12 protein-coding genes are annotated in these 11,894 nt (G+C 71.3%); 10 read left to right on the top strand and 2 right to left on the bottom strand.

What is annotated here, in order from left to right; all coding sequences use genetic code 11:
* Positions 1-2: 2 nt before the first annotated feature.
* Genes C1N74_RS12270 through C1N74_RS12260 form a run of 3 tightly spaced genes read left to right on the top strand, consistent with a single transcriptional unit; the run spans position 3 to position 2,960 of the window.
* Complete coding sequence (locus C1N74_RS12270) at positions 3-659, top strand: response regulator transcription factor (RefSeq protein WP_064955694.1); 657 nt, start codon at positions 3-5, stop codon at positions 657-659.
* A complete protein-coding gene (locus C1N74_RS12265; protein WP_137750622.1) occupies positions 649-1,887 on the top strand; it encodes an ATP-binding protein in 1,239 nt (412 codons plus the stop codon). The genes C1N74_RS12270 and C1N74_RS12265 overlap by 11 nt, the downstream gene beginning before the upstream one ends.
* Complete coding sequence (locus C1N74_RS12260) at positions 1,884-2,960, top strand: hypothetical protein (protein WP_023955494.1); 1,077 nt, start codon at positions 1,884-1,886, stop codon at positions 2,958-2,960. The genes C1N74_RS12265 and C1N74_RS12260 overlap by 4 nt, the downstream gene beginning before the upstream one ends.
* A 220-nt stretch (positions 2,961-3,180) precedes the next feature.
* Here the strand turns inward: C1N74_RS12260 and C1N74_RS12255 are convergent, their stop codons facing one another.
* Both C1N74_RS12255 and C1N74_RS12250 read right to left on the bottom strand, forming a co-directional pair.
* The gene (locus C1N74_RS12255) at positions 3,181-3,432 is read right to left on the bottom strand and encodes an acyl-CoA carboxylase subunit epsilon (protein ID WP_237049151.1); all 252 of its coding nucleotides are present in this window, start codon (positions 3,430-3,432) and stop codon (positions 3,181-3,183) included.
* The gene (locus tag C1N74_RS12250) at positions 3,429-5,018 is read right to left on the bottom strand and encodes an acyl-CoA carboxylase subunit beta (RefSeq protein WP_181405531.1); all 1,590 of its coding nucleotides are present in this window, start codon (positions 5,016-5,018) and stop codon (positions 3,429-3,431) included. The genes C1N74_RS12255 and C1N74_RS12250 overlap by 4 nt, the downstream gene beginning before the upstream one ends.
* 129 nt (positions 5,019-5,147) lie before the next feature.
* On the opposite strand from C1N74_RS12250, the gene C1N74_RS12245 reads away from it, so the two are divergent.
* The 7 genes from C1N74_RS12245 (at position 5,148) to C1N74_RS12215 (ending at position 11,842) form a co-directional block, all read left to right on the top strand.
* Positions 5,148-5,936 (top strand): biotin--[acetyl-CoA-carboxylase] ligase, encoded by a 789-nt coding sequence (locus C1N74_RS12245; RefSeq protein ID WP_137750620.1) that lies wholly within the window; start codon positions 5,148-5,150, stop codon positions 5,934-5,936.
* 62 nt (positions 5,937-5,998) lie between these two features.
* Positions 5,999-6,553: a PH domain-containing protein gene (locus tag C1N74_RS12240; RefSeq protein WP_137750619.1), complete on the top strand. Its 555-nt coding sequence runs from the start codon at positions 5,999-6,001 to the stop codon at positions 6,551-6,553.
* A 74-nt stretch (positions 6,554-6,627) separates the two neighbouring features.
* On the top strand, positions 6,628-7,755 hold the full coding sequence (locus C1N74_RS12235) for a 5-(carboxyamino)imidazole ribonucleotide synthase (RefSeq protein WP_137750618.1): 1,128 nt from the start codon (positions 6,628-6,630) through the stop codon (positions 7,753-7,755).
* A gap of 111 nt (positions 7,756-7,866) precedes the next feature.
* Complete coding sequence (gene purE / locus C1N74_RS12230; RefSeq protein WP_023955481.1) at positions 7,867-8,334, top strand: 5-(carboxyamino)imidazole ribonucleotide mutase; 468 nt, start codon at positions 7,867-7,869, stop codon at positions 8,332-8,334.
* The gene (locus C1N74_RS12225) at positions 8,331-9,773 is read left to right on the top strand and encodes an LCP family protein (protein ID WP_064955690.1); all 1,443 of its coding nucleotides are present in this window, start codon (positions 8,331-8,333) and stop codon (positions 9,771-9,773) included. The genes purE and C1N74_RS12225 overlap by 4 nt, the downstream gene beginning before the upstream one ends.
* A 3-nt stretch (positions 9,774-9,776) precedes the next feature.
* Positions 9,777-10,862 carry a glycosyltransferase gene (locus C1N74_RS12220; RefSeq protein ID WP_103843083.1) on the top strand — a complete coding sequence of 362 codons (1,086 nt, stop codon included), beginning with the start codon at positions 9,777-9,779 and terminating at the stop codon, positions 10,860-10,862.
* A 35-nt stretch (positions 10,863-10,897) separates the two neighbouring features.
* Entirely contained in the window at positions 10,898-11,842 is a 945-nt protein-coding gene (locus tag C1N74_RS12215; RefSeq protein ID WP_103843085.1) for a glycosyltransferase family A protein, read from the top strand.
* The last annotated feature ends 52 nt before the right edge of the window (positions 11,843-11,894 follow it).

Below are 11,894 nucleotides of genomic sequence, written 5' to 3'. Positions count from 1 at the left end.
GCATGACACGGGTGGCACTCATCGACGATCACGAGTCGGTCCGACTCGGGCTCGCCGCCGCCTGTTCCCGTGCGGGAGTCGGCGAGGTCGTCTTCACCGGCAGCACCGTCGCCGAGTACCTGCGATGGCGCAAGGACACGGGTGAGACACCCGCGGATGTCGTCGTCCTCGACCTCATGCTCGGTGACGGCGCGACGGTGTCCGAGAACGTCGCGCAACTCGTGTGGAACGGCTCGCAGGTGATCATCCACAGCGTCGCTGACCGTCCGGCCGCGGTGCGCGAGGCGCTCTCGGCCGGAGCGCTCGGCATCATCAGCAAGTCGGCGCGCGCCGACGACGTCGTCTCGGCGATCCGGACGGTCGCGCGCGGCGAGCACCTCGACAACGTCGAGTGGGCGAGTGCCGTCGACGGCGACCGTGCGTTCGCCGATGCCCAGCTCTCTGCGCGGGAGCGCGACGTTCTGCGCCTGTACGCCGCGGGCCTTCCGCTCAAGGCCGTGGCCGAGCGCCTGGGGATCGCGTATTCCACCGCCAAGGAGAACATCACCCGCGTTCGGGTGAAGTACGTCGAGGTCGGTCGTCCCGCGCCCACCAAGGTCGATCTTCTCCGCCGTGCGATGGAAGACGGTCTCGTCGCCGAAGCCTCCGATGCCCGCTGAGCCCGCGGGCGCCGGCATCCCGCGTCCCCGCCGGCCCGCGGAGTTCCGCGAGGCGCTGGCGCAGACGCAACGATTCACGCAGTCGCGCATCGACCGCATCCTGGGCATCGTCGTCGGGGCGGGAAGCGCCGTCATCGGCATCCAGGCGCTCGTGGGCGCCCTGAGCGCCCCGGTCGGGCACTCGACGTGGAACACGGCGCTGCTGATCGCCGTCCTCGGCTCGCTCCTGCTGATGTGCGTCTCGCTCATCACATCGCGCGGCGTCCGCGTCTTCACCGGCATCTTCGCCGGCGTCTTCCCGATCGCGACGTTGCTCTGGCCGCTCGCAGCCCGTACCCCCGCGACGGTGGACGAGCAGCCCTGGCTGTGGTTCCTCATCAACGTCGGGACGGTCGCCGCGGTCTTCTGCATGCCGCTCGCGGGGCAGATCGTGTGGGCTTTCCTGCTCCCGTTGCTGTACGGCGCGATGCGGCTGACCTTGCTGCCGCTCACGCCGGCTACCGTGCTGGACGTCGCGCTGGACTCGGCGTTCGCGATCATCCTCGCGAGCGTCCTGATCGTCGTGGGGTGGATTCTGCGCTCCCTCGCCGCCAGCATCGACAGCGGGCGCGAGGGGGCCGTCCGCTCCTTCGCGCAGGCGGCGGCCGCCGATGCGGTCGAGAAGGAACGCGTCGCTGTGGCGGCCCTCATGCACGACAGCGTCCTGGCGGCCCTCATCGCGGCCGAACGCGCCGAGACCGACCGCGAGCGCACTCTCGCGGTGTCCATGGCCCGCGACGCGCTCACCCGTCTCGCCAATGTCGATCAGGAGGCGGGCGAGGGGCCGGATGCGCCATTGGCGGCCGCGATCCTCGGCGAGGAGCTCGATGCAGCCGTGCGGCGATTGCACCCCGCTGCCGCGGTGATCCAGGATGTCCGGCCCGAAGCCCGGCCGGTCCCGGGTCGCGTCGCGCGGGCGCTGCAGCTCGCGGCCGCCCAGGCGGTCACCAACTCGGTCGAACACGCCGGCGCGGCGAACCTGCGGGTGTCGTTCCGCGCAGACGGGGCAGGTTTGAGCATCGAGGTCCGAGACGACGGCCCCGGCTTCGAGGCGGCTCGCGTCGCCGAGGACCGGCTCGGCATCCGAGCCTCGATCATCGCGCGTGTCGCCGCGGTGGCAGGCGTGGCCACGGTCGATTCCGACGGGTCGGGGACGACCGTGTCGATCAGCTGGCGGGAGCGCTCATGAACCGTTCGGTGCGCTGGGTGCTCTCGGCGCTCGGGGTCGCGTTCACGGCCTATCTGGCGGTGGGCGGGATGATCTGGACCCGGCCGGTCGACGTGCCCGCCGTCTTGATTCTGAATCTCGTCGTCTACCTTGCCGTCACCGGCATGTGCATCTTCTGGCCGACGCGGCCCATGGGTGTTCCCTCTCGCCCTGGCGCCGATGCTCCGGCGGTCAGCGCCGTGACGGCGGGGATGAGCCGTCCGGCGCCGCTGCCGCTGTGGATCGCGCTGCTCGCCCTCGCCGTGACGGTCGTGATCCCGTCCGCCACGTGGTGGGCCGCGGGGGAGGCGGGGCGGCTGCAGCCTTTCGCGACCTGGAGTCTCGGCGGCCTCGGGGCCTTGATGGCGATCCTCGTGGTCCGCCGGCGATCGATCGTCGCGTGGTCGGGGATCGCGATGCTCTTCCTGCAGTCGGTGATCTGGATCGGACCCGAGCCCACCCTCTCTCTCGGCGCCGTCGGCTCGGCGCTCTGGGTGGGCGGTGCCCAGGTCATCGTGCTCCTGATCGACCGCGCGGCCGTCGAGACCGCGCAGCTGACCGCGCTCCAGCGCGAGGCGTCGGAGTGGCTGGCGACCCAGGAGGGACGCCGACGGGAGCGACGGGTGCGCGTGCAGCGCGCGCTCGCCGTGGCCGGGCCGGTGCTCTCGCGAACCATCAAGGCCGACGGCGACCTCGATGACGACGAGCGGCTGCAAGCCAGGCTCGCCGAGGGGCGCCTGCGCGATGAGCTGCGGGGGCCGCGTCTGCTCGATGACGCCGTGCGCCGCGTCCTGGAGGACGTCCGCCGGGCCGGCTCCCACGTGACGTTCCTCGACGAGGGCGGCCTCGACGGTCTCGATGACCGGGAGCTCGCCGGCATCCGGGCCGAGCTCGCCGAGGTTCTCGAGGGCGTCCGGTCGGAGCGCCTCTACATCCGTACCTCGACGCATCCCGACACGGCAGTCACAGTGGTCGGGCGGTCGCGCCACGACGACGGGTCCGACGAGACGGTGGACCTCTGGCGAGAGATCGCCCGCCCGCGTCCGCGTCCTTGACGTGCCGTGAGGTGCTGGGGGCGAGGGGCGGCGAAGCCGCCCGCCCCTCGCCATGCGAGTGGTTACCCGAAAACCGACTCGCAGCAGTCACCGGCATGACGCCGAGGTGACCGAACGCAGTAGCGTTCCAGCACATCAAGTCTGCGAGAGTGTGCCGGATCTGTCTGTAGGTATTTCGGGGGACAAAACCGCGGCCGCGCGGACCGGGCCGGCCTACGCGTCAGCCGGTGAACCGGCCCCAGCCGAAGCCGCGGCGCAGCGGCGTCCGCAGCGCGCGCGCCGAGCGCCGCCACGCCGATTCGGGTGCCGGCTCGGGGGCGACAGCCTCGGCGGCCTCCTGGGCGTACGACTCGCTCACGACCGCGATGACGGCGGCGAGCTCCTCGGGCGTCGGGGCGCCGCGGCGCACCTCGATGCGCAGGGGGCGCTCGGCGTGCGCCGCCTCGTCTCGAGCGTCTTCGGGGCCGGTCACAGGGGGATGTTCCCGTGCTTCTTCGCGGGCAGCTCGGCGCGCTTGCCGCGCAGCGCGCGCAGCGACTTCGCGATGTAGACGCGCGTCTGCGCGGGCTCGATGATGCCGTCGAGCTCACCGCGTTCGGCGGCGAGGAACGGGGATGCGACGTTGTAGGTGTACTCGGAGGCCAGGCGGGACCGCACGGCGGCGACATCCTCGCCCGCCTCCTCGGCACGCTTGATCTCGCCGCGGTACAGGATGTTCACGGCGCCCTGCCCGCCCATGACGGCGATCTCGGCGGTGGGCCAGGCGACATTGACGTCGGCGCCCAGCTGCTTCGAGCCCATCACGATGTACGCGCCGCCGTACGCCTTGCGCAGGATGACGGTCACGAGCGGGACGGTCGCCTCGGCGTAGGCGTAGAGCAGCTTGGCGCCGCGGCGGATGACTCCGGTCCACTCCTGGTCGGTGCCCGGGAGGTAGCCCGGAACGTCGACGAGCGTGACGATCGGCACCGAGAAGGCGTCGCAGAAGCGCACGAAGCGGCTCGCCTTCTCGCCTGCGTCGATGTTCAGCGTTCCCGCCATCTGCGAGGGCTGGTTGGCGATGATGCCGACGGTGCGACCCTCCACCCGACCGAACCCGACGACGATGTTGGGGGCGAAGAGCGGCTGCACCTCGAGGAAGTCGCCTTCGTCGACGATGCCCGCGATCACCTGGTGGATGTCGTACGGCTGGTTGGGCGAGTCCGGGATGACGGCGTTGAGGGTGCGGTCGTCGTCGGTGGTCTCCCACTCGAAGCCGGTCTCGTAGACCGGGGCGTCCGACATGTTGTTGTCGGGCAGGAAGCTCAGCAGCGAACGCGCGTAGTCGATCGCGTCGTCCTCGTCCTCGGCCAGGTAGTGCGCGACGCCCGAACGGGTGTTGTGGGTGTGCGCGCCGCCGAGCTCCTCCATACCCACGTCCTCGCCCGTGACCGTCTTGATGACGTCGGGACCGGTGACGAACATCTGGCTCGTCTTGTCGACCATGATGACGAAGTCGGTGAGGGCGGGGGAGTAGACCGCGCCGCCCGCGGCGGGACCCATGATGAGCGAGATCTGGGGGATGACGCCGGATGCCGCGGTGTTCAGGCGGAAGATCTCGCCGTACTTGCCGAGAGCCACGACGCCCTCCTGGATGCGCGCGCCGCCCGAGTCGAGGATGCCGATGATCGGCATCCCGCCGCGCAGGGCCAGCTCCATGACCTTGATGATCTTCTCGCCCGCCGATTCGCCGAGCGAGCCGCCGAACGTGGTGAAGTCCTGGGAGTAGACCGCGACGGTGCGGCCGTGGATGGTTCCGACTCCCGAGACGACCGAGTCGCCGTACGGCCGGGAGCGATCCATGCCGAACGCCGTGGTGCGGTGGCGCACGTACTCGTCGAGCTCGACGAACGATCCCGGGTCGACGAGCATCTCGATGCGCTCGCGCGCGGTGAGCTTGCCCTTCTTGTGCTGCTTCTCGCGTGCCAGGGTCTCGGCGTCGACGACGGCCGTCTGGTAGCGGGCGCGGAGGTCGGCGATCTTGCCGGCGGTCGTGGACAGGTCGGGCTGGTCGGTCACGCGTTCCACCCTATCCAGCGACGCCCCGCAGCCGTTGGAGCACACCCACAACGACGGCGCGGATCACCTGTGGAAACCCTCGGGCGCAACCCCTCGCCGCGTTCGGATCCGACGTCGTAGGGTGACGCCATGAGCATCCCCGAGAACGGATATCCCCGCGCGGCGGCGGTCTCGCCCCGCGTGCACGTTGTCGAACACACCGATTCGACGAACGCCCATCTCCGTCGCGACGTCGAGGCCGACCCCGATGCCCATCCGCACCTCTCGGTCCTCCTGACCACCGACCAGCGCGCCGGTCGCGGCCGCCTCGACCGCAGCTGGACGGCTCCGGCCGGCACCGCGCTCGCGATCTCGGTGCTGCTGCGCGTGGGGGCCGTGCCCGTGCATTCGCGCGGCTGGATCCCGCTGGTCGCTGGTCTCGCCATGAGCGACGCGGTCTCCGCACAGCTGCGCGACCGCCGGGTGGGCGTGAAGTGGCCGAACGACGTCCTCGTCGACGGGCGGAAGATCAGCGGCATCCTCGCCGAGGTCCTTCCGGGGGAGGACGGGGACGTCATCCTCGGCGCCGGCGTCAACACCACCATGGCCGAGGTCGATCTGCCGGTCGCGACGGCGACGTCGTTCGCGGCGCTCGGCGCTCCCGTCGACGAGGACCGGCTGCTCGCGGACTATCTCACGGGCCTGCGCGATCACATCGCGCACCTCGCGGTGTCGGGCGCGGACGAGTCGTTGCGCGAGCGCGTCGCTGCGGCCTGCGTCACGATCGGCGAGGACGTCGTCGTCTCGCTCCCCGGCGGCGAGACGCTGACGGGAACGACGGAGCGCCTCGACGGGGACGGCCGCCTGGTCGTGCGCACCGGTGCGGTCGAGAGCGTCGTCGGAGCCGGCGACGTCGTGCACGTGCGCGGAGTCGGCTGAGCCCTGGCGGCATCCGGGCGTGCCGCCGCCGCGTTGTCGTACCCGCGCGTCATGATGGTGCTGTGACTCAGCCCGCAGCCTCGTTCGGCCGACCCGTCGCGCCCGCGCTCGGTGCCGCCGCTCCCGAGCTGCGCGTCGCGCGGTTGCGCCCGCACGCGGGGCCCCTGCTGTGGCCCGCGCTGCTGCTGATCGTGGTGGCGGGCGTGACGGGGTACTTCACCGACAACCTCCCCGAGCCCTTCACCGACGTCATGCTCTGGTCGGCCGCGGGCCTCGTGGTCGTGCTCCTCGTGGTGCTGCCCTACCTGCGCTGGCTTGCGCACTCCTACACGATCACGACCCGCCGGGTCATCGAGACCTCGGGGCTCATCGTCCGTCGCCGCGCCGAGCTCAGCCAAATCCGCGGTTACGGCATCGACGAGTCGCGCGGCCCGCTGCAACGTCTCAACGGCACCGGCACTCTGACGCTCTCGAACGGCGTCGACCCCTCGATGCGGCTGCGGAGCATCCCGGCCGTCGCGCTCGTTCACGAGGTGCTCGCCGATCAGGTCGAGGTGAGCCAGATCCTCGCGCATCGCGACTCCCACAGCATGCCCGTCGTCGGCTCCGATTCCTGAGCGCCTGAGTCCGATCGCGCGTGCGGCCGGCTGGCGGGGTGCGCGATGATGGATGCGAACCCGGAGGAGGCGCTATGTCGTTGCGAGTAGGAATCGTCGGCGGAGGGCAGCTGGCCCGCATGATGATCGCGCCGGCGGTCGAGCTGGGCATCGACGTGCGCGTGCTGGCCGAGGAGGCCGGGATGTCCGCCGCGATCGCGGCGACCGCGACGGGCGACTACCGCGACCTCGACACGGTGCGCGCGTTCGCGCGCGACGTCGACGTCATCACCTTCGATCACGAGCACGTTCCGCAGCACGTGCTGCGGGCCCTCGTCGAGGAGGGCGTCGCCGTCCACCCCGGCCCCGACGCGCTCTTCTACGCGCAGGACAAGCTGCGCATGCGCGCTCGACTCGCCGAACTCGGGATGCCGCAGCCCGAGTGGGCCGCGATCTCGGATGCCGCCGGCCTGCAGGCGTTCCTCGACGACAACGGCGGGCGCGCGGTCGTGAAGACCCCGCGCGGCGGCTACGACGGCAAGGGCGTGCGGGTCGTGGGTGCCGCCGAGGAAGCCGCCGACTGGCTCGCCGCGCTCGAGCCGGGCGGACAGCTCCTCGTCGAGGAGCTCGTGGAGTTCACGCGCGAACTCGCCCAGCAGGTCGCCCGGCGGCCCTCCGGAGCGTGGCGTTCGTACCCCGTGGTCGAGACCGTGCAGCGCGACGGCGTGTGCGCCGAGGTCATCGCCCCGGCTCCGCGCGCGGGCCAGCGCCTGATCGAGGTCGCCGAGAACATCGGCGTCGCGATCGCAGAGGGGCTGGGGGTGACGGGCATGCTCGCCGTCGAACTCTTCGAGACGGCCGACGAGCGTCTGCTCGTCAACGAGTTGGCGATGCGCCCTCACAACAGCGGCCACTGGAGTCAGGACGGTGCCGTCACGGGGCAGTTCGAGCAGCATCTGCGCGCCGTGCTCGACCTGCCGCTCGGCGACACGTCTCCTCGAGCGCCGTGGTCGGTCATGATCAACATCCTGGGCGGTCCGGTCTCCGATTCGCTCGCCGCCCGCGTCCCCGCCGCGCTCGACGCCCACCCCGGAGCGAAGGTGCACACCTATGGCAAGTCGCCGCGGCCGGGTCGCAAGGTCGGGCACGTGAACCTCTCCGGCGACGACCTCGACGCCGTCGTGGGCGACGCCCGCGTGGTGGCCGCTCACTTCGACGACTGAGCCCGGCGGGGCACCGCGCCGCTCCGGGATTTCCTCAGGTCGCACACCTAACCTGGGTCGGTGACATCCTCGCCGCTGCATTCATCGGACGCCCCGCTCGTGGGAGTCGTCATGGGTTCGGACTCCGATTGGCGCGTCATGAGCGACGCATCGCAGGCGCTCACAGATCTCGGCGTCGCCCACGAGGTCGAAGTCGTCTCCGCTCACCGCACCCCCGACAAGCTGCTGCGCTACGGCCGTGAGGCGCGACAGCGCGGTCTGCGCGTCATCGTCGCCGGAGCCGGCGGAGCGGCGCACCTTCCGGGGATGCTGGCGTCGCTGACGCCGCTGCCGGTCGTCGGCGTCCCCGTCCAGCTCGCGACCCTCGACGGACTCGATTCGCTGCTGAGCATCGTGCAGATGCCGGGCGGCATCCCGGTCGCCACCGTCTCGATCAACGGCGCGAAGAACGCCGGCCTGCTCGCCGCGCGCATCATCGGAGCCGGGGATCCGGCACTCGCGGACCGGCTGGAGGAGTACGCACGCGGGCTCGAGCAGCAGGTCGAAGAGAAGAACCGCCGCCTCAAGGACTCCCTGTGAGCGTCAGCGCCCCGCCGCGCAGCTCCGCGCGGCCGCGCCGCTCGAACCTCATCGAGGAACGTCCGCTCCGGCATCCCGACACCTCGTCGCCCGAGGTCATGGGTCGCCGCGGCTGGTGGCTCGTCGTGCTCAACTTCCTGCTGCCCGGGTCGGCCCAAGTGCTCGCGGGCAACCGGCGCCTGGGGCGGTTCGGTCTCGCGGCGACGATCACGATGTGGGTCCTCGCGCTTCTGACCGTGCTGACCGGACTGCTGTGGCGTCCGCTGCTCCTCTCGCTCGCCACCAACTGGTTCGTGCTGCTGATCGTCCAGGCCGTCATCGCGTTCTACGCGGTGCTGTGGCTCGTGCTGACGGTCGACACGCTGCGGCTCGTGCGGCTCGTGCGGGCGGGAACCGTCGCCCGCATCGGCGTACCGCTCCTGGCCATCGTGCTCGCCGTCGCGTCGACCTCGGCGGCGGCCTGGACATTCGATCGGGTCAACTCCGTGCGAGAGACGCTCAGCACCGTCTTCGGCGCGAGCGGGCCGAGCGTTCCGCCGTCGGACGGCTACTACAACATCCTCCTGCTCGGTGCCGACAGCGGCGAGGGGCGTGACTCCATGCGCTTCGACTCGATCTCCGTCGTGTCCGTGAACGCGGAGACCGGGGCGACCACGATCACCGGCGTCCCGCGCGACATGGGACACTTCCCGTTCGCCCCGGGGCCGATGAAGGACCTCTACCCGGACATCCACGAGGGACGCCTCGACCCCGACTGCGGGTGGAGCAGCGGCATCAACCAGCTGCAGACCGAGGTCGAGATCTGCCGTGACGGCAACGCTCTCTACCCGGATGCGAAGAACAACGGCTCGTCGCCGGGTGTGGAAGCGACCAAGGACGCCGTCGAAGGCATCCTCGGCATCACCATCCCGTACTACGTCTTCATCGACATGAAGGGCTTCGCCGACCTCGTCGACGCCCTCGGCGGTGTCGACATCAACGTCGTCGAGCGCCTGCCCAAGGGCGGTGGCCCGCGGTATGAGGGGCAGAGCGCCGAGGACTGGGCCGAGGGGTGGATCGAGGCCGGACAGCAGCACATGGACGGCGACACCGCGCAGTGGTACGCCCGGTCGCGCTACACGACGAGCGACTTCGACCGGATGCGCCGCCAGCGCGAGCTGCAGCAGGCGATCCTCGCCCAGATGACCCCGCAGAACGTACTCGACCGGTTCACCGAGATCGCCGACGCCGGCCAGGTGCTCGTGCAGACCGACATCCCCGCCGATCTGTTGCCTTTCCTCGCCGACATCGCCATCAAGGCCAAGGAGCAGCCGGTCACCACGATCGAACTCACCCCGGCGAACGGCATCGAGGAGGCCGACCCCGATTGGGCCCTCGTCCAGCAGATGGTGCAGGACGCACTCCACCCGCAGACCCCGACCCCCGAGCCGGAGGGCTGAACGATGAGCACGGTTCTCCGGGTCGTCCTCGACCAGCTGATCGACGTCGTCGACGCCGACTCCGCCGAGGCATCCCTCGAGGTGGCGCGCGCGCTCATCGAGACCGCGCCCGCCCGGTGCGAGGTCGCCGCCGTCGTTCCCTCGGATGCCGTCGACGCCGCCGCCGCGGTCGACGGCCTGGCGCAGACCATCCGGGCCCCGTTCCCGCGGACCGGCCTGCTGGCCTCCTGGCCGATGGGGATCTCGGGAGGCGTCGCGGGTGGGCTGATGCACGCGCCGACCCTGCTCGCGCCGCTCGTGAAGCACGACCGCGCACACGACAACGACCAGACGGTCGTGACGCTCTGGGACCTCGCCGTGTGGGACGCCCCCGCGCTCTTCCCGCGGGCGACTCTGCTGGCTCATCGTGCCCTGCTCAAGCGTGCCGAGAAGCACGCGGATGCCGTCGTCGTCCCCGCGCACGCGACGGCGCATCGCCTCGCCGAGATCGCGCCCAAGCTCAGCGGCCGGATCCGCGTCATCCCGGGTGCCGCCCCCGCGCAGTTCCGCGTGCCGACCGACGCCGTCGGGCGGCGTCGTGAACTCGGTGTGCCCGACCGGGTCGCCGTCGTCGCGGGCGGCACCGAGGAGCAGCTGCGCGCCGTGCTGGCCTCGATCGCGGGGGAGCAGACCTCCAGCGTCGTCGTCTTCGACGCGCCCGCCGACGTCGCCGGGGCGATCGCCGAGTCGGGCATCGACCGCGACCGCGTCATCGTGCCGGGCGGGCTCGACTCCGCCGACCGCGCCGCCGTGCTCGACGCGGCCGTGCTGCTGATCGCGCTCTCCGACGGATCGGGTTTCCCCTGGCGGGCCGTCGAGGCGATGGTGCTGGGCATCCCCGTCGTGGCGTGCGATTCACCCGTCCATCGCGAGGTGCTCCTGGACGGTGCGCGCATCGCCCCGTTCGACGAGCTGCGGGATGCCGCGGGTGAGGTGCTGGCGTCGCCGGAGGAGCTCCATCGGTGGGCCGTGCGGGCCGGGGACCGCGGCCGCGCGTTCTCGTGGCGCGATCACGCCGAGCGCGTCTGGGCGCTCCACGCCGAGCTGTGACGCGGTCGTCGGTTTCCTCCTCCTAGGGTGGACGTATGCCCGCACGCGTAGGAGTCGTCATCCGCACGGCCGACCGGCCCGAGTTCCTCGCCCGGGCGCTCGCCGATGTCGCCGCCCAGACCTTCGGCGATCGGCGGATCGTCGTGGTCAACGACGGCAGTGATCGGGCGGCCGTCGATGGCGTGGTGAGGGAGTCGGCCGCCGCCGATACCGTGACGGTGCTCGACTCCCGCGCACCCGGCGGTCGATGCGCCGCAGCGAACACGGGCGTCGACGCTCTCGACACGGAGTTCGTCGTCATCCATGACGATGACGACCTCTGGGCGCCGGGGTTCCTCGAGCGCACCGTCGCTTTCCTCGACGAGCACCCGGACGACTCGGGGGTCGGGGTCGCGACGGCGATCGTCTACGAGGAGAAGCGGGCGGGACGCTGGGTCGAGACCGGCCGCGTGCCGTTCTGGGCGGATCTGACGGCGTTGCGCTTCATCGATCTGCTCGAGGTGAACCGTGCGGTCCCCATCTCGCTGCTCTACCGCCGTGCGCTGCACGAGCGGGTCGGCCTCTATGACGAGTCGCTCGAAGCCGTCGAGGACTGGGAGTTCTACCTCCGCGTCCTTGCAGTCGGGACGCTCGGCTTCATCGGGGGAGCGCCGCTGGCCTTCTGGACGCAGCGCCCGAGCGCGTCGGGTGCCGAGGGGAACAGCATGTTCGCGCTCGAGCACCTCCACGACCGCGACGACATGGTCGTTCGCGACCGCGAGCTCCGTGCCTGGGTGGCGGCGAACGGCGCCGGATTACCGCTCTACCTGGGCGCCATGGAGCGCCGCATCGTCGCGGAGCTGCGGAGCGAGGCCGAGTCGCTGCGGCGCGAACAGCGCGAGCAGCGCGCCGCGATCCGCGCTGACATCGACGCCCATCAGCCGATCTGGTCGCGTCTGCGCCGTCTGCGGCGCCGGATGTCGCGTCGACCGTCCCCGTAACGGACAGATGACGAATGGGGCGTCGACGCTGTGTGAACGAGGCGAGGGCCGC

This window comes from Microbacterium sp. SGAir0570 (assembly GCF_005491085.2).
GTDB lineage: Bacteria > Actinomycetota > Actinomycetes > Actinomycetales > Microbacteriaceae > Microbacterium > Microbacterium arborescens.
This window is presented reverse-complemented; position numbering and strand designations above follow the sequence as displayed.